Source organism: Caulobacter radicis (assembly GCF_003094615.1).
Taxonomy (GTDB): Bacteria; Pseudomonadota; Alphaproteobacteria; order Caulobacterales; family Caulobacteraceae; genus Caulobacter; species Caulobacter radicis.
On record NZ_QDKO01000009.1, the window covers coordinates 369,526 to 390,316 of the forward strand.

16 protein-coding genes are annotated in these 20,791 nt (G+C 69.1%); 10 read left to right on the plus strand and 6 right to left on the minus strand.

Going from position 1 to position 20,791, the window contains the following annotated elements; all coding sequences use genetic code 11:
• Positions 1–29: 29 nt before the first annotated feature.
• The gene (putA, locus tag DDF62_RS04085; RefSeq protein ID WP_116487922.1) at positions 30–3,119 is read right to left on the minus strand and encodes a bifunctional proline dehydrogenase/L-glutamate gamma-semialdehyde dehydrogenase PutA; all 3,090 of its coding nucleotides are present in this window, start codon (positions 3,117–3,119) and stop codon (positions 30–32) included.
• Positions 3,120–3,563: 444 nt separating this feature from the next.
• On the opposite strand from putA, the gene DDF62_RS04090 reads away from it, so the two are divergent.
• The 3 genes from DDF62_RS04090 to DDF62_RS04100 all read left to right on the plus strand — a co-directional run bounded on the left by DDF62_RS04090 (position 3,564) and on the right by DDF62_RS04100 (position 5,851).
• Positions 3,564–4,025, plus strand: a complete 462-nt coding sequence (locus DDF62_RS04090) for an Lrp/AsnC ligand binding domain-containing protein (RefSeq protein WP_101718161.1) — start codon at positions 3,564–3,566, stop codon at positions 4,023–4,025.
• 45 nt (positions 4,026–4,070) lie between these two features.
• Positions 4,071–4,616, plus strand: a complete 546-nt coding sequence (locus DDF62_RS04095; protein ID WP_116487923.1) for a helix-turn-helix domain-containing protein — start codon at positions 4,071–4,073, stop codon at positions 4,614–4,616.
• Between the two features lie 74 nt (positions 4,617–4,690).
• The gene (locus tag DDF62_RS04100; RefSeq protein WP_116487924.1) at positions 4,691–5,851 is read left to right on the plus strand and encodes an MFS transporter; all 1,161 of its coding nucleotides are present in this window, start codon (positions 4,691–4,693) and stop codon (positions 5,849–5,851) included.
• Between the two features lie 207 nt (positions 5,852–6,058).
• On the opposite strand, the gene DDF62_RS04105 is transcribed toward DDF62_RS04100, so the two are convergent.
• Positions 6,059–7,858 carry an IlvD/Edd family dehydratase gene (locus DDF62_RS04105; protein ID WP_101715787.1) on the minus strand — a complete coding sequence of 600 codons (1,800 nt, stop codon included), beginning with the start codon at positions 7,856–7,858 and terminating at the stop codon, positions 6,059–6,061.
• 449 nt (positions 7,859–8,307) lie between these two features.
• Between DDF62_RS04105 and DDF62_RS04110 the strand changes: the two genes are divergently transcribed.
• From DDF62_RS04110 to DDF62_RS25355, 4 genes are all read left to right on the plus strand, one after another.
• Positions 8,308–9,228, plus strand: a complete 921-nt coding sequence (locus tag DDF62_RS04110; RefSeq protein WP_116487925.1) for a Gfo/Idh/MocA family protein — start codon at positions 8,308–8,310, stop codon at positions 9,226–9,228.
• Positions 9,229–9,340: 112 nt separating this feature from the next.
• Positions 9,341–10,861 (plus strand): aldehyde dehydrogenase (NADP(+)), encoded by a 1,521-nt coding sequence (locus tag DDF62_RS04115; protein WP_244286694.1) that lies wholly within the window; start codon positions 9,341–9,343, stop codon positions 10,859–10,861.
• Positions 10,862–11,283: 422 nt separating this feature from the next.
• Positions 11,284–14,523: an autotransporter outer membrane beta-barrel domain-containing protein gene (locus tag DDF62_RS04120; protein ID WP_116487927.1), complete on the plus strand. Its 3,240-nt coding sequence runs from the start codon at positions 11,284–11,286 to the stop codon at positions 14,521–14,523.
• Positions 14,524–14,531: 8 nt separating this feature from the next.
• A complete protein-coding gene (locus DDF62_RS25355) occupies positions 14,532–15,257 on the plus strand; it encodes a response regulator (RefSeq protein ID WP_165832168.1) in 726 nt (241 codons plus the stop codon).
• A 142-nt stretch (positions 15,258–15,399) separates the two neighbouring features.
• On the opposite strand, the gene DDF62_RS04130 is transcribed toward DDF62_RS25355, so the two are convergent.
• The gene (locus tag DDF62_RS04130; RefSeq protein ID WP_116487928.1) at positions 15,400–15,906 is read right to left on the minus strand and encodes a hypothetical protein; all 507 of its coding nucleotides are present in this window, start codon (positions 15,904–15,906) and stop codon (positions 15,400–15,402) included.
• A gap of 151 nt (positions 15,907–16,057) precedes the next feature.
• Between DDF62_RS04130 and DDF62_RS04135 the strand changes: the two genes are divergently transcribed.
• On the plus strand, positions 16,058–17,371 hold the full coding sequence (locus DDF62_RS04135; RefSeq protein WP_116487929.1) for a M20/M25/M40 family metallo-hydrolase: 1,314 nt from the start codon (positions 16,058–16,060) through the stop codon (positions 17,369–17,371).
• A gap of 136 nt (positions 17,372–17,507) precedes the next feature.
• On the opposite strand, the gene DDF62_RS04140 is transcribed toward DDF62_RS04135, so the two are convergent.
• Genes DDF62_RS04140 through DDF62_RS04150 form a run of 3 tightly spaced genes read right to left on the minus strand, consistent with a single transcriptional unit; the run spans position 17,508 to position 19,407 of the window.
• Positions 17,508–17,960 (minus strand): flagellar basal body protein, encoded by a 453-nt coding sequence (locus tag DDF62_RS04140; protein WP_279629655.1) that lies wholly within the window; start codon positions 17,958–17,960, stop codon positions 17,508–17,510.
• Positions 17,957–18,292 carry a rod-binding protein gene (locus DDF62_RS04145; protein WP_116487931.1) on the minus strand — a complete coding sequence of 112 codons (336 nt, stop codon included), beginning with the start codon at positions 18,290–18,292 and terminating at the stop codon, positions 17,957–17,959. Before DDF62_RS04145 ends, DDF62_RS04140 begins: the two co-directional genes overlap by 4 nt.
• Complete coding sequence (locus tag DDF62_RS04150) at positions 18,292–19,407, minus strand: flagellar basal body P-ring protein FlgI (RefSeq protein ID WP_116487932.1); 1,116 nt, start codon at positions 19,405–19,407, stop codon at positions 18,292–18,294. Before DDF62_RS04150 ends, DDF62_RS04145 begins: the two co-directional genes overlap by 1 nt.
• 235 nt (positions 19,408–19,642) lie before the next feature.
• Here DDF62_RS04150 and fliX point away from each other — a divergent pair, with 235 nt between their 5' ends.
• Together fliX and dksA are read left to right on the plus strand one after the other, a co-directional pair.
• Positions 19,643–20,071 carry a flagellar assembly regulator FliX gene (gene fliX, locus DDF62_RS04155; RefSeq protein WP_116487933.1) on the plus strand — a complete coding sequence of 143 codons (429 nt, stop codon included), beginning with the start codon at positions 19,643–19,645 and terminating at the stop codon, positions 20,069–20,071.
• Between the two features lie 223 nt (positions 20,072–20,294).
• Positions 20,295–20,723 carry an RNA polymerase-binding protein DksA gene (gene dksA / locus DDF62_RS04160; RefSeq protein ID WP_058346549.1) on the plus strand — a complete coding sequence of 143 codons (429 nt, stop codon included), beginning with the start codon at positions 20,295–20,297 and terminating at the stop codon, positions 20,721–20,723.
• Positions 20,724–20,791: the final 68 nt, after the last annotated feature.

Sequence of the window (20,791 nt, forward strand, 5' to 3'; positions counted from 1 at the left end):
GGTCTCGCCCATGGCCGGAGAGGTCAAGATCAGAGATTCAGCAGCGCCGGGTCGCCGCCCTGGGCGGTGATGTTGACGCTGAGCGCGCGCTCGACGGCGAAGCGCAACAGGGCGTGGGGGCCGCCGGCCTTGGGGCCGGTGCCCGACAGGCCCTCGCCGCCGAACGGCTGCACGCCGACCACAGCGCCGGTCATGGTGCGGTTGATGTAGGCGTTGCCGGCCGGGACCAGGCGCACCACCTCGTCGGCGAAGGCCTGGATGCGCGAGTGCACGCCCAGCGTCAGGCCGTAGCGGCGGGCCGCCAGGGCGCCGGCCACCTGTTCCAGGTCCTCGGGCTTGTAGCGGACCACGTGCAGGATCGGGCCGAACACCTCGCGCTCGAGGAAATCGGCGGCCGGGATTTCGGCCAGGACCGGGCCGAAGAACGTGCCGCCGGCCGGGGTTTCCAGCGCGTGCAGCACCTTGGCTTCATGCTTGAGGCGGACCAGGTGCTTTTCGAGCGCGTCCTTGGCGTCGGCGTCGATCACCGGGCCGAGGTCGGTCGCGGCGTTGGCCGGATCGGCCACCACCAGGGCGTCCATCGCGCCCTTCAGGCCCTCGATGATGTGGTCGGCGGTGTCGGTCGGCAGGAACAGCAGGCGCAGGGCCGAGCAGCGCTGGCCGGCCGAGCCGAAGGCCGAGACGATGACGTCGTCGATCACCTGCTCGCGCTGGGCGGTGGTGTCCACGAACATGCCGTTGAGGCCGCCGGTCTCGGCGATGAACGGCACGATCGGGCCCTGGCGTTGGGCGAGGGTCTGGTTGATCCGCCAGGCGGTGTCGGTGCCGCCCGTGAAGGCGACGCCGTCGAGGCCCTCGTGTGCGGTCAGGGCCGCGCCGACGGTCTCGCCACGGCCGGGCAGCAGGGCCAGCAGGCGTGGGTCCAGCCCCGCGGCGTGATAGAGCTTCACCGCTTCATAGGCGATGATCGGCGTCTGCTCGGCCGGCTTGGCGACCACGGCGTTGCCGGCGGCCAGGGCCGCGGCGATCTGGCCGGTGAAGATGGCCAGCGGGAAGTTCCACGGGCTGATGCAGACGAAGACGCCGCGACCGGCCAGGCCAAGGGTGTTGGTCTCGCCGACCGGACCTTTAAGCACCTCGGGCTCGCCGAACTGCTTTTCGGCCAGAACGGCGTAGTAGCGGCAGAAGTCGACGGCCTCGCGCACCTCGGCGATGCCGTCGGCCAGGGTCTTGCCGGCCTCGCGCGACAGGATGGCGATCAGGCGCTCGATATTGGCTTCCAGGGCGTCGCCCATGGCGCGCAGCACCTTGGCGCGGGCCGGGCCCCCGGCCTGGTCCCAGGCCGGTTGGGCGGCGCGGGCCAGCTTGAAGGCCTTGTCGATCTGCGGCAGCTGGGCTTCCGACACCGCGCCGACCACGCGGCCGGCGTCGATCGGCGAGACCACCGGCAGCGGCGGGCCGCCGGCTTCCATCTTGCCGCCGACCAGCGGACCCGACTGCAGCGGGGCGGCGTCCAGCACCGTCACCGCGGCCGACAGGCGGAAGCGGTCGGCGCGGGTCGACAGGTCCAGGCCCGCGCTGTTCTTGCGGCCTTCGCCATAGACGTCGATCGGCGTGGGGATCTTGGCGTGGCGGTCCGGGTGGGCCTCGACCACGTCGATCGGGTCGGTGACCACCTTCTCGACCGGCACCCGTTCGTCGAGCAGGGCGTGGACGAAGCTGGTGTTGGCGCCGTTCTCGAGCAGGCGACGCACCAGGTAGGGCAGCAGGTCCTCGTGCCCGCCGACGGGGGCGTAGGCGCGCAGGGTGATGCCGTCATAGAGGTCGTCGGCGGCCTTGTAGAGCGCCTCGCCCATGCCGTGCAGGCGCTGGTGCTCGATGCGGACGCCGGCGTTCTTGGCCATGCGCACCACGGCCGCCAGGGTGTGGGCGTTGTGGGTGGCGAACTGGGCGTAGAGGTGCGGCGCGGCCCCGATCAGGGCCTTGGCGTTGACCAGGTACGACAGGTCGGTGGCGGGCTTGGTGGTGTAGACCGGATAGTCCGGGCGGCCGGCGACCTGGGCGCGCTTGATCTCGCTGTCCCAGTAGGCGCCCTTGACCAGGCGGACCATCAGGCGACGGCCGGTCTCTTCCGACAGCGCCTTCAGGCGGGCGATGACCTCGCCGCAGCGCTTCTGGTAGGCCTGCACGGCCAGGCCCAGGCCTTTCCACTCCGCCAGGGCCGGTTCGCGGCACAGCTTGTCGAGCAGCTTCAGCGACAGCGCCAGGCGGTCGGCCTCTTCGGCGTCGATGGTGAAGTTGATGTCGTACTTGGCGGCGATCAGCGCCAGACGCAGGGTGCGCGGATAGAGCTCTTCCCACACGCGGTCTTCGTGCGTGGCCTCGTAGCGTGGGCACAGGGCCGACAGCTTCACCGACACGCCGTGGCCGGCCTCGGGACCGGCCTTGTTGGACAGCTTGCCGACCGTCTCGATGGCGTCGGCGTAGGACTTTTCATAGCGGGCCGCGTCGGCGGCGGTGCGGGCGCCTTCGCCCAGCATGTCGAACGAGCACATGGTGTCTTCGTTCGCGGCGCGCTTGATGGCCGCCTCGATGGTGCGGCCCAGCACGAACTGCTCGCCCATGATGCGGATAGCCTGGCCGACGGCGGCGCGGATCACCGGTTCGCCCACGCGGCCGGCCAGCCTTTTGATGAACGCCGGCAGATCCTTGCGGGCCTCGTCGTCGGGCTCGACGATCTTGCCGGTCAGCATCAGGCCCCAGGTCGAGGCGTTGACGAACAGGCTGTCGCTGCCGCCCAGGTGAGACGCCCAATCCGCCGAGCCGATCTTCTCGGCGATCAGGCGGTCGCGGGTCTCGTCGTCGGGGGTGCGCAGCAGGGCTTCGGCCAGGCACATCAGGGCCAGGCCCTCGCGGGTGCCCAGGCTGAATTCCTGCAGGAAGCTCTCGACCACGCCCTGCTTGCGTACGGACCGGCGGGCGCCGCGCACCAGGGCCTCGGCCTCGGCGCGGACGGCGGCGCGATCCTCGCTGGACAGGGGCCCCGCGGCCAGCAGGTCGGCGATCACCGCCTTTTCGTCACGGTACTTGCCGTCGTCCAGGGAGTCCCAATCGGCCATGATGCGCCTCGCTAATGATTTATCGTCGCTGTAGCCCGGCTATGATCGAAGGTGCTTCGTTTGTTGGCTCTGGCTTCCGTATCCTGTTCGGCGTAAACGTCGAAAAACGTTGTCTGCTCCAGGCGTGCGAAAAGCCCCGCGACAGGGCGTCGCGGCGTGCGTGGGCGCAAGCCTGGGTCGGCAGCTTATGAGGGGAAGGGGAGCACTGGAAGGGACGCGTCTCGGGGGGACTCGCGCGTCCCTTCCGCTCGTCGCCGACGCTGGGGGATGCGTGGCGAGCTTTCCCGCCGAGCGGGAGGCCCTTGGCGAAGCGCGCCGACTGGGGGATGCGGCGTGGGGGAAGCTTCGCTAGGACGATTGAGGGTGTAGTCCTCTTCGTGCCGAAGGTGCTTTGTTTGTTATCGCTATTATCAGAACAATCTTCGCTGAAAGTGACGAAAATCCATGTCCGCTCTAGATGACACCGACCGCCGGCTGCTGCGCGTGCTGCAGGCCGATGGGCGGATCACCAACGCCGAGCTGGCCAAGCGCTGCAACCTCTCGCCGGCCGCCACCTTCGACCGGGTGCGGCGCCTGCGCGAGCGCGGCTTCATCACCGGCTACGCGGCGCTGCTGGATCCGGCCAAGGTCGACCGCGCCCTGCTGATCTTCGTCGAGGTGGTGCTGGACCGCACGACCGGCGAGGTGTTCGACGACTTCGCCGCCGCCATCCGCCGCGCGCCGGAGGTGCTGGAGTGCCACATGGTGGCCGGCGGCTTCGACTATCTGATCAAGGCCCGCGTCCGCGACATGGACGCCTATCGCAGCTTCCTGGGCGACATACTGGTCAAGATGCCGGGCGTGCGAGAGACGCGGACCTACGCGGTGCTGGAAGAGGTCAAGAGCACGGTCCAGCTGCCGCTCTGAAGCGCCGGCTCCCCACGCTCGCCCTTTCCCGCTAGACTGGCGCCCATGATCCACGACCTGCCTATCGGACTGGCGCTGCGCCGCTTCCGGCGGCTGAACGCCGTCAAGCAGGGCGCCGTTGCCGAGCTGCTGGCCGTGTCGCAGGGCACGGTGTCGCGCTGGGAAAGCGGCGAGCACGAACCCGACGAGGCCCATCGCGAGCGGATCGCGGCCCTGATCGCGGCGAAGGCGGGCGAGGGGAGCGACGCGGCGATCCGGCGGCTGGTCGAGACCTCGTCCCAGGCCGTGCACCTGGTCTGCGACGCCACCCACCAGCTTCTGGCCGTGTCGCCGGCGCGGCTGGCCTCGTGGCGGATCGACGCGTCCGACTATCTGGGCGTGTCGCTTTGGCGTTTCGCCAGCCCCGAGATCGCCCGGGCCCAGGGCGAACTGGCCCGGACGGGCTGGTTCGAGCGTCCCTACCAGCGGCTGCGTTTCGAGACCGGTCCCAACGACAGCCCCGAGGTTCCCGTGGCGCTGGGCCTGACCGAGTGGGAGACCATTCCCCTCGCCGACGGCCGCGTGGGCCGCCTGACCACCACCATCGGCTGAAGGCTTTCACGCCGTGGGCCACCACGCATAAGTTTTTCGTGTCGCGCGAAGGCGCATCGGTCTAGGGCGGCGCCATGCTGCGTTCCTGGTCCAACATCATCGCCCTGTGGCTCATCGGCGTGCTGGCCGCCGCCCAGCTTCCCAAGATCGCCGTGCTGGTTCCGGTGCTGCGCCAGGAGCTAGGCCTGTCGCTGGCCCAGGCGGGCTTGCTGGTGTCGTTGCTGGAGATCGGCGGGGCGACCCTGGGCATCGTCGCGGGCCTGGCGCTGGGCCGGTTCGGCGGTCGCCGCTTCATGGCGATCGGGCTGGTCGGCCTGCTGGCGGCCAGCCTGGTCGAGGCCTTCGCGCCCAATGTCGCGGTGCTGTTCGCCGCCCGGGCGCTGGAGGGCGTGGCCTATCTGCTGGTGGTCATCGCCGCCCCGACCATGATCGCCGCCGTCGCCTCCGACAAGGCGCGGGGACCGGCCCTGGCGCTTTGGAGCACCTTCGTGGCCGTGGGCGTGGCGGTCGGCAGCGGCGTCACCGGCTTCGCCATGGCGCTGAGCGGTCCGCGCGGGGCCATGCTGGTGTGGGCGGTGCTGTGCGCGCTGGGCCTGCTGGTCGCCCTGCGCCAGCCCAAGGGCCTGTCGGACGGCGCCCGCATCGCCCTGCCGCCGCCGGCCGCCTGGGTGCTGACCCTGGGCTTCGGACTCTACACCGTCTTCATCTGCGCCCTGACCATGCTGCTGCCCAGCTTCCTGATCGAGAAGGCGGGCGCTGGCGTCGCCGGCGCCAGCATCGCCACGGGCCTTGTTTCGCTGGCGGCCCTGCCGGGCTCGGCCATCGCCATCCGCCTGCTGCACGCCGCGCCGCTGGACCGGCGGCGCATGACGCGGGTGGTCGTCCCCGCGCTGCTGGCCACGGCCGTGGTCGCGCCCTTCGTCTTCCTGTCAGCCAAGGCCCTGCTGGTCGCCGGAGTCGCCTTCCTGGTGGTGCTGCTCAGCGGCATCGCCTCGCCGCTGGTCTTCGCCCGCCTGCCGGCGCTGGCGGGCGGGACCGACGGCCCGCGCATCGCCGCCGCCAACGGCCTGCTGACCCAGTTCGGAGCCGGCGGGGCCCTGATCGGCCCGCCCCTGGGTGGCCTCGTGGTTGGGCGTTTCGGCTGGGAGGCCCTGGGCGCCGTCATCGCGGTCCTGGCCGTGGCGATGCTGGCGGCGATGCTGGCGGCCGAGCGGATGGCGCGGAAGGCTATCTAATATTCTCCCGTCATTCTCGCCCTCGTGGCGAGAACCCCTGTTTCCGCCCGCACGGGAAGTGCAAGCGGATCGTCGACGATCCGCTCCATCCGCCCTTGCGGTCGATAGAGAGGTTCCCGCCACGAGGGCGGGAATGACGGGAAGGGGGATATGAAAAAGCCGCCCAGGTTTCCCCGGGCGGCTTCTTTTTCGGTGCTGGCGAAAGCCTTAGTGGCTGTCGCGCGGCAGGCCCTTGGTCTGGGCGATGCGCTGGTACTTCACGGCCGGTTCCAGCACCGCGCCGGTCTCCATCTGGCCGACGATGGCGCGCTGGATCTCCTGCCACGGGGTCTGGCTTTCCGGGTACTTGTAGCCGCCGGCGGCCTCGAGAGCCTTGCGGCGCTCGGCCACTTCCTCGGGGCTGATCAGCACGTCGACGCGCGACTTGCGCAGGTCGAAGCGGACGCGGTCGCCGGTCTTCAGCAGCGCCAGGCCGCCGCCGACGGCGGCTTCCGGCGAGGCGTTGAGGATCGACGGCGAGCCCGAGGTGCCCGACTGGCGGCCGTCGCCGATGCAGGGCAGCTGCTTGATGCCGCGCTTGATCAGGTAGTCGGGGGCGCGCATGTTCACCACCTCGGCCGAGCCGGGGTAGCCGACGGGGCCGGCGCCCCGCATGAACATGATCGAGTTCTCGGTGATGCCGACCGACGGGTCGTCGATGCGGTGGTGGTAGTCTTCCGGACCGTCGAACACCACGGCGTTGCCGACGAAGGCGTCCGGGTCTTCGGGGTTCGACAGGTAGCGGTCGCGGAACTCGCCCGAGATCACGCTGGTCTTCATGATCGCCGAGTTGAACAGGTTGCCGCGCATGACGACGAAGCCGGCGCGCTCGACCAGCGGGCGCTCGTACGGGCGGATGACGTTCTCGTCCTCGATCACGGCGTCGCGGCAGGCGTCGCCCATGGTCTGGCCCGAGACGGTCATGACGTCTTCGTGGATCAGGCCCTGCTTGATCAGCTGGGCGGTGACGGCCGGAACGCCGCCAGCGTGGTAGTAGTCTTCGCCCAGATATTCACCGGCCGGCTGCAGGTTGACCAGCAGTGGGATGTTCTCGCCCTTCTCCTGCCAGTCGTCGACCGACAGCTCGACGCCGACGTGGCGCGCCAGGGCGTTCAGGTGGATCGGAGCGTTGGTCGAGCCGCCGATGGCCGAGTTGACGGCGATGGCGTTGAGGAAGGCCTCGCGGGTCAGGATGTCCGACGGCTTGAGGTCTTCCTTGACCATGTCGACGATGCGCAGGCCGGTCAGGTAGGCGTTCTCCTGGCGGTCGCGATAGGGGGCCGGGATGGCGGCCGAGCCGGTGAGCGACATGCCCAGCGCCTCGGTCAGCGAGTTCATGGTCGTGGCCGTGCCCATGGTGTTGCAGAAGCCGGTCGACGGGGCCGAGCTGGCCACCAGCTTGATGAAGCCGGCGTTGTCGATCTCGCCGGCGGCCAGCATCTCGCGGGCCTTCCAGACGATCGTGCCCGAGCCGGTGCGCTCGCCCTTGTACCAGCCGTTCAGCATCGGGCCGACCGACAGGGCGATGGCCGGGATGTTCACGGTGGCGGCGGCCATAAGGCAGGCCGGGGTGGTCTTGTCGCAGCCGATGGTCAGCACGACGCCGTCGATCGGGTAGCCGTAAAGGGTCTCGACCAGGCCCAGGTACGACAGGTTGCGGTCGAGGCCCGCGGTCGGGCGCTTGCCGGTTTCCTGGATCGGGTGGACCGGGAATTCGATGGCGATGCCGCCGGCGGTGCGGATGCCCTCACGCACGCGTTCGGCCAGCACCAGGTGGTGGCGGTTGCAGGGCGACAGGTCCGAACCGGTCTGGGCGATGCCGATGATCGGCTTGCCCGACTGCAGCTCTTCCAGCGTCAGGCCGTAGTTCAGATAGCGCTCGAGATAGAGCGCCGTCATGTCCACGTTGTCGGGATTGTCGAACCAGGCCCGCGAACGAAGGGTGCTGGGCGCGGACTTGGTGGTCATGTCGGTCCTGTTTTTCCTCGATCGATCCAACCGGATCGCCTCGCCGGGCGAGGTTTATACTATTTGTCTGACTATACCGGCGAGCGCGGAGCGTCAACGACCGCCATGGCGGGCAAACGTCGCACGCCTTCAAGGTCTTGCGAGCCGATCGCAAGAGCCGAAAGAGCGCTTGAACGCCGATGATAGCGCTCACATTCTATCGCTGGTCGCCGCGTCGCGCCATCCACGACGATGTTCGCCCAACGCGGAATATGTAGGACCATTGCGCGCGGTGGTCGAGCGGGCAAGCCGGTTCTTGTCATCGCGGCAAGGGCGAGGTTCCTTGCGGACGGCCTTCTCGACCCGTTTTCGCGGTCCTGTTTGACAGGAACGGGGAGGGCGCTATTTGTCGGACTAATCTTACAGAGGTCGCGAGGCGCGGCCCGAGCCATCGTCAGGTGTCCGTCCAGATGACCATCCGCATCGCCATCGTCGGCCTGGGCAAGATCGCCCGCGATCAGCACCTGCCGGCCATCGAGAAGGACGCTCGGTTCGAGCTGGCGGCCGTGGCCAGCCGCAGCGCCGGCGTCGACGGCGTCCCGCACTTCACCGACCTTTCCGAACTGCTGGCCTCGGACGTGCCGTTCGACGCCGTCGCCCTCTGCACTCCGCCGCAGGTGCGTCACACGATCGCCCGCCAGGCCATCGACGCCGGCAAGCACGTGATGCTGGAGAAGCCGCCGGGCGCGACGCTGAGCGAGGTCGAGGACCTGAAGGCCGCCGCCCAGGCCAAGGGCGTCACCCTGCAGACCACCTGGCACTCGCGCTACGCCACCGCCGTCGCCCCGGCCCAGACCTGGCTGTCGGGCAAGACCATCAAGTCGGTCCAGATCAACTGGAAGGAAGACGTGCGCGTGTGGCACCCCGGCCAGACCTGGATCTGGCAGGCCGGCGGCCTGGGCGTCTTCGATCCGGGCATCAACGCCCTGTCGATCGCCACCGTCGTGCTGCCGGCCTTCTTCCTGGAGAAGGCGACGCTGCACGTGCCGGAGAACTGCCAGTCGCCGGTCGAGGCGCAACTGACCTTCCGCACCGTGACCGGCGCGCCGGTCCAGGCCGATTTCGACTTCCTGCAGACCGGCGAGCAGAGCTGGGACATCATCATCGACACCGACGGCGGCGAGCTGAAGCTGTCGCACGGCGGTTCGCGCCTGTGGGTTGACGGTGAACTGACGCACGAAGGGCCGGACGAGGAATATCCGGGCCTCTACGACGCCTTCGCCCGCCTGATCGCGGCCGGCGGCTCGGATGTCGACGTCAGCCCGCTGCGCCACGTGGCCGATGCTTTCCTGCTGGGCGAACGGGTTACGGCGCCGGCCTTCATCGAATAGCCCGTACCCATGCAAATTAAGCATTGGTTGCGCTAACATTGGACTGACAACCGGACGCGGAAGGGCCTATATGCGGGCCATTCCCGTCCGCCAAAACGCGAGCGTCCGCCCCATGACTGAACTCCGCAGCCTGAACCCCGCCACCGGCGAGCACTTCGGCGAGGTCTTCCCCGAACCGACCGCGGAGCAGATCGAGGCGGCGCTGGCCGCCGCGAACGCCGCCTTCGACATCTATCGCGAGACCGATCTCGAAACCCGCGCGGCCTTCCTCGAAGGCGTCGCCGCCGAGATCGAAGCCATCGGCGACGACCTGATCGTGCGCGCCATGGCCGAGACCGGCCTGCCGCGTCCGCGCCTCGAAGGCGAGCGTGGCCGCACCACCGGCCAGCTGCGCCTGTTCGCCAAGACCGTCCGCCAGGGCGACTTCCTGGGCGCGCGCATCGACCCGGCCCAGCCCGAGCGCAAGCCGCTGCCGCGCGCCGACCTGCGCCAGCGCTTCATCGGCCTGGGCCCCGTCGCCGTGTTCGGCGCCAGCAACTTCCCGCTGGCCTTCTCGACCGCGGGCGGCGACACCGCCGCGGCCCTGGCCGCCGGCTGCCCGGTCGTGTTCAAGGGCCACCCGGCCCACCCCGGCACCGCCGCCCTGGTCGGCGCGGCCATCAGCAAGGCCGTCGAGAAGGCGGGCCTGCCGGCCGGCGTGTTCTCGCTGCTGACCGGCCAGACCCACGAGCTGGGCGGCGCCCTGGTCCGCGATCCGCGCATCAAGGCTGTCGGCTTCACCGGCTCGCGCGCCGGCGGCGTGGCGCTGATGAAGATCGCCAATGAGCGCCCCGAGCCGATCCCGGTCTATGCCGAGATGAGCAGCGTCAACCCGGTGATCCTGTTCCCGCACGCCCTGGCCGCCCGCGCCGAGGCCCTGGGCGCGGCGTTCGTCGGTTCGCTGACCATGGGTTCGGGCCAGTTCTGCACCAACCCGGGCCTTATCTTCGCCCTGGCCGGTCCGGACTTCGACAAGTTCGTGGCTTCGGCCTCGGCCGCCCTGGCCGGCGCCCATCCGCAGGTCATGCTGACCCCGGGCATCTTCGGCGCCTACGAGCAGGGCGTCGAGAAGCTGGGTTCGCGCCCCGGCGTCACCGTGGCCGCCCGCGGCCTGGTCGGCGAAGGCTGCAACCAGGGGCAGGGCGCCCTGTTCGTGGTCGAGGCCGAGACCTTCGCCGCCGACCCCGCCCTCAGCCACGAAGTGTTCGGCTCGTCGTCGGTGATCGTCCGCTGCCCGGACGTCGCTACCCTGGCCGGCCTGCTGGAAGGCCTGGAAGGCCAGCTGACCGCCACCCTGCATCTGGACGCGGAAGACGCCGAAGCCGCCCGCGGCCTGCTGCCGATCCTCGAGCGCAAGGCCGGCCGCATCCTGGCCAACGGCTGGCCGACCGGCGTGGAAGTGGCTCCGGCCATGGTCCACGGCGGCCCGTTCCCGGCCACCTCGGACGGCCGCTCGACCTCGGTCGGCACCCGCGCCGTCGAGCGCTTCCTGCGCCCCGTGTGCTACCAGGACCTGCCCGACGTGCTGCTGCCGGCGGCGCTGAAGGAAGCCAACCCGCTGGGCGTCAAGCGCGCCATCGACGGCGTGCTGTAACAAAAGCAGATCCTTCGGGGTCAGGAAGAGCGCGCGGGGGAAACTCCGCGCGCTTTTTTCTTTGTCAGAACAGCCGCTCGGCCAGCAGCCAGACGCTGAAGGCGAGACACGAGGCGGGGATCAGCACCTTGCCCATGGCGGGGCTCCTTGGTCGATGGAGCCATCATCGCCGATCGCGGAATCGGCGGCTTGGACGCGGCCGCTCCGCCGTGAACATTCTTGCGACGACGTCTAAATCGTCGGTTTCGCCCATCGGGCGTAACACTTGGCGGGCGAGCCTGAACGCTGGCGACAACCTTCCGGCCGCTTTGAAACGGAAGTGTATCGGCGAGGCGCTCGCCGTAGCCGCGCGGAAATTTGCGAGACACGCCTGGGCCATGCAGGGCCCCTAAGCCTCGGAGGTTCCTTCAAGCGGGTCCTCCATGTCGCGTAAGCTTCTGATCCTCTCGGCCGCCGCCCTGCCGATGCTGCTGCACGCCGCCCAAGCGGCCGCGGAGACGGAAGTCACCAGCAGCAGCCGCACGACGCCGATCGCCACCTCGACGGCCGCCAGCGGCGCGGCCGACGACGTCAAGGTCACGACCGACGGGGTGATCACCTATGCTTCCGAAGGCCCGATCGTCACGGTCGACAGCAGCAACACCCTGACCAACAACGGCACGCTGAAGAGCACGGACGTCTCCAACTCGACGGGCGTCCTGATCAACGGCGGCGTCACCTCGACGGTGACCAACGGCGGCACGATCAGCCTGACCGAGGACTACGACTACGTCGATAGCGACAGCGACGGCGACTACGATGGCCAGTTCGCTCTGGGGACCAACCGCTATGGCATTCGCCTGACCGGCTCGGGCGACTACACCGGCACGATCGAGAACACCGGCACGATCACCATCGAGGGCAACAACTCGGGCGGGATCATGCTGGGATCGTCGGTGATCGGCGACATCCTCAATTCCGGCTCGATCTCGGTGACCGGCGACAATGGGTATGGCGTCCGCAACACCGCCAAGGTGACGGGCAACATCGTCAGCGACGGCTCGATCAGCGTGCTGGGCGCCAATAGCGTGGGCCTGGCGGTCGACGGCGAGGTCGACGGCTCGGTCATCGTCCAGGGCACGATCACCGCCACCGGCTATCGCTACACCAGCCGCTACACCGATCCCGACGACGAGGCGCTGCTGGACGCCGACGACCTGCTGCAGGGCGGCTCGGCGGTGAAGATCACCAGCAACGTCTCCAAGGGCCTGGTGCTGGACGCCCCGCCCGAGGACACCAACGACGACACCTCAGACGACGAGGACGGCGACGGCGTCACCGACAGCGACGAGGGCACGGCGGCCGTCTACGTCTATGGCGGCGCGCCGGCGATCCAGATCGGCTCCGACAGCCAGGCGATCACCCTCGGCTCGGCCGGGGAGGGGATCTACGACTACGGCCTCGTCATCCGCGGCTCGGTCGGCGCTTATGGCGTCCATGCGGGCGTGGCGGCCACCGGCGTGCAGATCGGCGGCTCGGCCGGCTACGAGACCCTGGTCACCAACGGGATCAACCTGGAAGGCTCGATCTCGGCCAGCGCCTACGAGGCCGACGCCATGGGCCTGCACCTGACCTCGGGCGCCATCGCCTCGATCCTCAACAACAGCGGCGCGCTCAGCGGCTCGGTCGAGGCCGAGGGAAGCTCGAACGCCTACGCCCTGCTGATCGACGCCGGGGCGACCATGAACTCGGTCGTCAACAGCGGCAGCATCGTCGCCACCCTGTCGGGCGAGACCGGCAACGCCAACGCCATCGTCGACAATTCCGGCACGCTGACCAGCATCACCAACACCGGCGCGATCGCCGCGTATGTGGTCGCCACCGACGACGACTACGACACCGACGACAGCGATACAGACGCCACGAACGAGACGGTCACCGGCAAGGCGATCGCCATCAACCTGAAGGCCAACACCACCGGCGTCACCATCACCCAGACCGGAGTGAACGACGGCGACGACGGCGACGACGGGGTGGCCGACACCGATACCGACGGCGACGGCGTGGACGACGCCGACGAGCCCTCGATCGTGGGCCAGGTGCTGCTGGGCTCGGGCGACGACACCCTGAACCTGCTGAACGGCACGCTCTATGGCGACATGTCGTTCGGCGACGGCGCCGACACCCTGAACATCGACGGCACGGCCTATGCGATCGGCGGCCTCTACGACAGCGATGGCAAGCTCTCGATCAACATCGGCAACGGCGGCCTGCTGATCACGAACCCCGACACCATCAAGGCCACCAGCCTGAACCTGGGGTCGGAAAGCACTTTGGTGTTCACGGTCGATCCCAACGCCGGGACCTCGACCCAGCTGGTGGTCGACACCGCCACCATCGCCAGCGGCGCCAACCTGGGCCTCGTGTTCAATAACCTGCTGACCGACGCCAGCACCTTCAAGGTGATCTCGGCCGGGACGCTGACGGCCGGCGAGATCGACCAGGACCTGCTGGGCGACGCGCCCTACCTCTATGTCGCCGAGGCCCGCACCCAGGACAACGACGTCCTGATCGACGTGCGCCGCCGCACGGCCGCCGAGGCCGGCATGACCACCGGCCAGACCGCGGCCTATGACGCGACCTTCGCCGCGCTTAGCGCCAACGAGGACATCGCCAGCGCCTTCCTCAGCCAGTCGACCAGCGACGGCTTCTACAATCTCTACAATCAGATGCTGCCCAGCACCGGCGAGGGGATGTTCTCGACCCTGCAGGCCGTGCAGCAGCAGATCTCCGCCTCGACCGCCATTCGCCCGGACGGCCAGGACCGCTACGGTCCCGACAGCGTCTGGGTGCAGGAGATCAACAGCCTGGTGCGCATCGAGGACGGCGAGAACCTGGGCTCGGACACCAAGGCCACGGGCATGGTCGCCGGCTACGAGGCCATGGGCGACGCCGGCGGGGCCCTGGGCGTGACCCTGGCCTTCGCCAGCCTGGAAGAGAAGGACACCGCCGCCAAGGTCGGCGAGGAGACCACCGCCTCGCTGTTCCAGGCCGGGACCTATTGGCGCCGGTCGGTGGGCGGCTGGCGCTTCAACCTGGGCGGAAGCCTTGGCTACATCCGCTTCAACGGCGACCGCAGCTTCATCAGCGAGGACGTCGACAGCGACGGCTACTCGGACGTCGCGATCACCAACACCGCCTCGTGGAACGGCTTCACCGCCAACGCCTTCGCCGGCGTCGGCTACGAGCACAAGTTCGGCCGCAACTACATCCGACCCGAGGCGCGCCTCGACTACGTCTACCTGTGGGAAGGCGAGCGCAAGGAGCACGGCGGCGGCGAGGGTTTCGACCAGACGGTGGCATCGCGCAAGTTCGACAACCTGTCGGGCGACATCGGCGTCGCCTTCGGCCGCGAGTTCGGCAAGGAGGTCTGGGTCCGTCCGGAAGTCCGCGTCGGCTACCGCAAGACCCTGGCCGGCAAGTACGCCGACACCACGGCCTGGTACTCGGGCGGCACGCCGTTCACGATCCTGGGCAATTCGGCGCGCACCGACGCTGTGACGCTGAATCTCGCCCTGCGCGCCGGTTCCGACCTTTCCTATTTCGCCCTGGAGGGCGGGGCCGAGGCCTCGCGTCGCCAGACCCGTTATTCGGCCCGGCTTGTCGGCCGGGCGATGTTCTGAGAACGCCCGTGAGACCCCGCCTGCTCATCGTCGACCCCGACGTCGACTCCCGCGCCGCCATCACCGCCCTGCTGGGCCGGTTCGACCTGGAAGTGCTCGAAGCCGCCTCGGCCCGCGAGATGGACCAGATCCTGGGCCGCACCCAGATCGAGCTGGTCGTCATGGACATCCTGCTGCCAGACGAGGCCGGCCTGTCGGTCTGCGCCCGGCTGCGACGCCTCAACCCCGCCCCGGGCGTGGTGGTGGTCAGCGCCGTCGACGACGAGAGCGACGTGGTCGTTGGCCTGGAGATGGGCGTCGACGACTATATCGCCAAGCCGTTCCGGCCGCGCGAGACCGCCGCCCGCATCCGCGCCGCGGTGCGCAGGCGCCAGGCCTGGCGCGCGCCCGAGCCGGTGGCCGCCCCGCCGGTCTACCAGTTCAGCGGCTGGCGGCTGAACGTGGCCACCCACGAGCTGTTCGACCCGCGCGGCGACTCGGTGAACCTGTCCTCGGCCGAGTTCCTGGTGCTGTGGACCCTGGTGGCCAAGCCCCAGCAGATCCTGACCCGCGACCAGTTGCAGCAAGGCCCGCCCGAGGCCCGCAGCAAGGCGCCGCCGCAGCAGATCAACGTCACCATCAGCCGCCTGCGCAGCAAGCTGCGCCGCGCCGAGGGCGGCGCCCAGATGGTGCGCACCGTGCGCCATGCGGGCTACATGTTCGCGCCGCGGGTGGACCGGGTGCACGCTGACTGAATTAGAGAACCTCCCCCTGTGGGGGAGGTGATCGCGAAGCGATCGGTGGGGGGCGTGGCTGCGAAATCGGCAACAGCCCGGCAAGCTGAAAACTTCCCCCCACCGGCCTTCGGCCGCCTCCCCCACAGGGGGAGGTTCCTAGTTACTTCTTCCTGACAAACACCAGGCTCTGGTCCGGCGGGCCGGGCTTTCCGTCGATGTCCTGCTCGACCAGGATGGTGTCGGGGGCGGTGACGCCGACGCGCATGCTCTGGCGGCGGCCGGTCTGGCCGTGGGTCATCACCGCCACGCTGGATTGACCGGTGCGCTCGACGCTGAGGGTCACGAAGTTGAAGTTGACCACGGCCCGGGTCGGCGCGCCGTCCAGGGTCGCGTCGGCGAACTGGATGGCGGCCACGCCCTCGTCGTCCTCCTCGACCAGCGTCCAGGCGATCGCCTTGCCGTCGTCCTTGGTGATGTCGAGCTCGCCGCTGATCGGCGCGGTCCCGGTCAGGGCCTCGTTGAAGCGCGAGCGCGACAGGTCCAGCGTCCACTTGCCGGCGACGCCCAGCGGCCCGGTGGCGGGCGCCTGAGCTTGGGCCAGGGCGGGGGCTGCGGCCAGCAGCAGGCCAAGGCCCGCGAGCGCGGCGGCGGCTTTGAGATGGGCCATGGCGTGGGTTCCGGACGGGGTGGCTTACGAAGGGTCAATGTCGGGTCGCGAGCAGCGTTCGTCCAGAGGCGGCCGCCAGATCATTTGGGGATTGCCAAGCGCGCCGCCGCCCCGTTCTGGTCGGGGCCACCTGGAATCGGAGCCTTCGCCCATGCGCCGTCTGTCGCGTTCGATGCTGTTCGCCGCCTCGCTGTTCGCGGCCGGCGCCCTCTACGGCCCAGAGGCCGAGGCCGCCGAGAAGACCGACACCTCGGTCAAGGCCGTGCAGAAGATCGTCGGCGGCCCGGGCTTCAAGGCCGCGGTCAGGCAGCTGGACGCGGACTACGACCGCACCGTCGCCGACATCGTCACCCTGACCGAGATCCCCGCGCCGCCCTTCAAGGAAGAGCAGCGCGCCAAGGCCTATCTGGAAATGCTCAAGGCCGTGGGGTTGAGCGACGTCGAGATGGACGCCGAGGGCAACGTCATGGGCGTGCGGGCCGGAACGGCGACCAAGGGCAAGGGCCCGTTCGTGGTCATCGCCGCCCACCTCGACACCGTCTTCCCCGAAGGCACCGACGTGAAGGTCAAGCGCGAGGGGACCAAGCTGTCGGCCCCCGGCATCGGCGACGACACCCGCTCGCTGGCCGTGCTGCTGGCCTATGTGCGGGCCATGGACGCGGCCAAGATCAAGACCAAGGCCGACATCCTGTTCGTCGGCAATGTGGGCGAGGAGGGGTCGGGCGACCTGCGCGGGGTCAAGCACCTCTTCACCAAGGGCAAGTACCAGGGCCGGATCAGCGCCTTCTTCTCGATGGACGGCTCGGACCCCTCGCGCATCGTCGACCGGGGCGTCGGCTCCAAGCGCTATCGCGTCACCTTCAAGGGGCCGGGCGGCCACAGCTATGGCGCGTTCGGCGTCGTCAACCCGATGACGGCCATGGCCCAGTCGGTGGTCGACCTCTATGCGGTCAAGCCGCCGGCCGATCCCAAGACCACCTATTCGGCCAGCGTGGTGGGCGGGGGCACCTCGGTGAACTCGATTCCCAACCAGATCTTCCTGGAGTTCGACATGCGCTCGGAAAGCGCCGCCGAGCTGGCCAAGCTGGACCAGACCTTCATCGGCATCCTCGACAAGGCCGTGGCCGGCGAGAACGCCGCCCGCTCGACCAAGCCGGGCGTCATTTCCTACGACGCCAAGGTGATCGGCGAGCGCCCGGCCGGCGGGACCGATCCCAAGGCGGCCATCGTCGCGGCCACGGCGGCGGCGATCTCGGCCCTGGGCTTCACGCCCGAGCACGAGGCCTCGTCCACCGACGCCAACCTGCCCATGAGCTTGGGGATCCCCGCCATCACCATCGGCGCCGGCGGCAAGGGCGGCCGCGCCCACGCCCTGGACGAGTGGATCGACATCGAGAAGGCCCCGACGCTGAAGGGCATGCAGGTGGGGCTGGCGGCGCTCCTGGCCGTGGCGGGCGTGGAGTAGTCGAACCTCACCCTGTGGGGGAGGCGATTGCGGGAGCGATCGGTGGGGGGGGGTGAGTTTCCAGCGCAGCGGAAGCTGAAAACGGCCCCCCTCCGGCCCTTTGGGCCACCTCCCCCAGAGGGGGATGATCTGCCGATCAGGCCTTCCGGTTCAGGGTGATCGCCGTGGCGTTGTTGGCGTAGCCGGCGCCGTGGGCGCTGGGGCCGTAGCCGGCGGCTTGCGGGCGTTGGGCGGCGATCTCGTTGGCGACGGCGCGGACGAGGCCTTCGGTGACGGTCTTGGCGGCGGCGATGGCGCGCGACTGGCGGGCCAGCACGGCGTCGAAGGCCTCGGTGGCGCGGACCAGGCGGCGGCGACGGTCGGGCGTGGCGGCCTGCACCAGGGCGACATTGCCGCGCACCCGCGCCGACTCGTGGCGATAGACATTGGCCAGCTTGGCCGTCTCCTCGACGTGGCGGGCGGCCTCGTGCGGGCGGCGGGCCTCGAAGGCGGTGGCCTGCTTGGCGATCAGGTCGGTCAGGCGCTCGGTCAGGATGATCAGCTGTTCGACGCGCTCGTCCGAGGGAGAGAGTGAGGCGGAGCTCATCATTGGGCGACCTCCTGCAGGCCTTGCATCTTCAGCATCTCGCGCTGGACGGTGGCCGAGACGCCGACGCCGCCGGACTTGGTCACTTCCTTGGCCATGGCGTCGGTCAGCAGCGACTTGAACATCTCCTCGCCCTGGCCGCCGCCGAACGGTTCGGGCGTCTTCACGCCCTCGAACATCGACTGCATCATCACCGACAGGAACGAGGACTCGAACTTGTCGGCCGTCTCCTTGATCTTGCCGCGCTTGAGCAGCTCGGCGGCCGAGCTGGCGGTGGGGCCAGTGCTGGCGGTCAGGCCGGTGATCGGCGGCGAGGTGATGGAGAAGGCGCTCATCACATCACCTCGATGTCGGCTTGCAGGGCGCCGGCGGCCTTCACCGCCTGCAGGATGGTGATCATGTCGCGCGGGGTGACGCCCAGGGCGTTGAGGCCGCCGACCAGGCTCTTGAGCGACGCGCCGCCGCCGAGCGTGATCAGCTTCTTGCCCTTTTCCTCGTCGATGCTGATCGCCGATTGCGGGACCACCGTGGTGCGGCCCTGGCTGAACGGGGCGGGCTGGCTGACGGCCGGGGTTTCCTGGACCGAGATGGTCAGGTTGCCCTGGGCGATGGCCACCTGGCTGATGCGGACGTCGTCGCCCATCACCACCACGCCGTTGACCTCGTCGATGATCACCTTGGCCGGGCCGTCGGGCTCGACTTCCAGGTTCTCGATGGCGGTCACGAAGCTGATCATGTCCATGCCGGCCGGCGAGCGGATGGCGACGATGGTCGGGTTCTGGGCCTGGGCGCAGCCCGGGTACTTGGCGTTGATGGCGTCGGCGATGCGGCGCGAGGTCGTGAAGTCGGGGTTGCGCAGCGACAGGCGCAGTTCCGTCATGGCCACCATCTGGAAGCCGGTCTCGCGCTCGACGTCGGCGCCGGCGGCGATGCGGCCGGCGGTCGGCACGCCGCGGCTGATCGAGCTGCCCGAGGCGCCGCCGGCCGAGACGGCGCCGGTCTGCACCTGGCCTTGGGCGACGGCGTAGGTCTGGCCGTCGGCGCCTTGCAGCGCGGTGACCATCAGGGTGCCGCCCTGCAGGCTCTTGGCGTCGCCCATGGCCGAGACCGAGACGTCGATCTTCGCGCCGGCGCCGGCGAAGGCGGGCAGCTTGGCGGTGACCATGACGGCCGCGGCGTTCTTGGCGTTGAGGTTGGCGTCGCGGATGTTGACGCCCTGGCGCTCCAGCAGCGACTCCATGCTCTGCTTGGTCATCGGCGCGTTGCGCAGGCTGTCGCCCGTGCCGTTGAGGCCCACGACGATGCCGTAGCCGATCAGGTGGTTATCGCGCACGCCTTCGACGGCGACGATGTCCTTGATCCGCGACTTGGCGGCGGCCGGACCGGCGACGACGACGGCGGCGGCGAGGGCCAGGCCGGCAAGAACGGAGCTGAAAAGTGAACGACGCATGGACTTCCACACCGAGGACGCAATTCCGTCGCGGCCCATGCCAGAACCGGGCCAACGGAAAAGGTGAGGAAAATCAATGATCAGGGCGGGCAAAAACGCCTGCGACAATCCTGTCCGGCAGATTCTGCCCGGCATTAACCATACCGCAAGCGGGCTTCTCGAATATGAGTTCTCATCGGGGAGCGCGACTCCCTATATGTAGGCGTACAAGACCAGCGGTGGAGCGACGGTCGTCATGAAGGTTTCGAGCACGGGAGGCGTGGGCGCGGCTGGCGCATCACGCGCGCGGCCGACGGGCGGCGGGTCCAGCTTTTCGCTGCCTAGCGTCGGTGCGGCCGGCGGCGTCGCCGGAACCGCGGCGGCCGGCGGCCTGGCGGGCGTGGGCTCCCTGGACGCCCTGCTCGCCTTGCAAGCCAACATGGATCCGACCGAGCGCAAGCGCCGGGCGATCCGCCGGGCCGACGACATCCTCGACATCCTCGACGGCCTGAAGATCGCCGTGCTGGACGGGGAGGTCTCGCCCAGCACCATCGACAAGCTCAAGCGGGCCGTTCGCGAGCATCGCGAATCCGTCGACGATCCGAAATTGCAGAGCCTGCTCAACGAGATCGAGACCCGCGCCGCCGTCGAAGAGGCCAAGCTGGCCGTCATGCGCGGCGCGTGAGGAACGGCGGGATGGAACCTCTGGCCCTTTCCCGCGATTTTACAGCCCCGGTCGGCGCGGCGAAGCTCGCCGTAAGCGTGAGTCGCCGTCGCCCGCATGGGCCGTTCAAGGGCGCTCGCGCGCCTGAACGCGCCGCTCACGCGACGTTCATTGAACGGGGCTATCGTTTTGGTATAAGCACACCGCCCGCTGAGGGCGGAGTTCATCGGGGCGTGAGGCGTTGATGCAGACGGCCACTGTTCTTAAAGAACCGGACACCTATCGTCCTTCGGACGACGAGCCTTTCATGAACGAGCGTCAGCTTGAATATTTCAAGCAGAAGCTGCTCGGCTGGAAAGAAGAGATCCTCCGCGAATCTCGCGAGACGGTGTCCCATCTTCAGACTGAAACTGAAAACCATGCCGACCTCGCCGACCGGGCGTCGTCGGAAACCGACCGAGCGCTGGAACTGCGGACCCGCGATCGGCAACGGAAACTGATCTCCAAGATCGACCAGGCGTTGCGCCGCGTCGAAGACGGCAGCTACGGCTACTGCGAAGAGACCGGCGAGCCCATCGGCCTGGCCCGTCTCGACGCCCGCCCGACCGCCACCCTGAGCCTCGAGGCCCAGGAGCGTCACGAGCGCCGCGAACGCGTCCACCGCGACGACTGAGGCCTTCTCGGCCTCGACTGATGTGTTTCAAGCGGCCTCGCCCGAAAGGGCGGGGCCGTTTTTGTTTG

Excerpts from the sequence above, each read along its gene's own strand:
- DDF62_RS04100 (WP_116487924.1), top strand. The coding sequence starts at position 4,691 with ATGCTGCGTTCCTGGTCCAACATCATCGCCCTGTGGCTCATCGGCGTG.
- DDF62_RS04145 (WP_116487931.1), bottom strand. The coding sequence starts at position 18,292 with ATGAGCGCCTTCTCCATCACCTCGCCGCCGATCACCGGCCTGACCGCC.
- DDF62_RS04110 (WP_116487925.1), top strand. The coding sequence starts at position 8,308 with ATGACCATCCGCATCGCCATCGTCGGCCTGGGCAAGATCGCCCGCGAT.
- dksA (WP_058346549.1), top strand. The coding sequence starts at position 20,295 with ATGCAGACGGCCACTGTTCTTAAAGAACCGGACACCTATCGTCCTTCG.
- putA (WP_116487922.1), bottom strand. The coding sequence starts at position 3,119 with ATGGCCGATTGGGACTCCCTGGACGACGGCAAGTACCGTGACGAAAAG.
- DDF62_RS04130 (WP_116487928.1), bottom strand. The coding sequence starts at position 15,906 with ATGGCCCATCTCAAAGCCGCCGCCGCGCTCGCGGGCCTTGGCCTGCTG.
- DDF62_RS04140 (WP_279629655.1), bottom strand. The coding sequence starts at position 17,960 with ATGATGAGCTCCGCCTCACTCTCTCCCTCGGACGAGCGCGTCGAACAG.
- DDF62_RS04135 (WP_116487929.1), top strand. The coding sequence starts at position 16,058 with ATGCGCCGTCTGTCGCGTTCGATGCTGTTCGCCGCCTCGCTGTTCGCG.
- DDF62_RS04095 (WP_116487923.1), top strand. The coding sequence starts at position 4,071 with ATGATCCACGACCTGCCTATCGGACTGGCGCTGCGCCGCTTCCGGCGG.
- fliX (WP_116487933.1), top strand. The coding sequence starts at position 19,643 with ATGAAGGTTTCGAGCACGGGAGGCGTGGGCGCGGCTGGCGCATCACGC.
- DDF62_RS04120 (WP_116487927.1), top strand. The coding sequence starts at position 11,284 with ATGTCGCGTAAGCTTCTGATCCTCTCGGCCGCCGCCCTGCCGATGCTG.
- DDF62_RS04090 (WP_101718161.1), top strand. The coding sequence starts at position 3,564 with ATGTCCGCTCTAGATGACACCGACCGCCGGCTGCTGCGCGTGCTGCAG.
- DDF62_RS04105 (WP_101715787.1), bottom strand. The coding sequence starts at position 7,858 with ATGACCACCAAGTCCGCGCCCAGCACCCTTCGTTCGCGGGCCTGGTTC.
- DDF62_RS04150 (WP_116487932.1), bottom strand. The coding sequence starts at position 19,407 with ATGCGTCGTTCACTTTTCAGCTCCGTTCTTGCCGGCCTGGCCCTCGCC.
- DDF62_RS04115 (WP_244286694.1), top strand. The coding sequence starts at position 9,341 with ATGACTGAACTCCGCAGCCTGAACCCCGCCACCGGCGAGCACTTCGGC.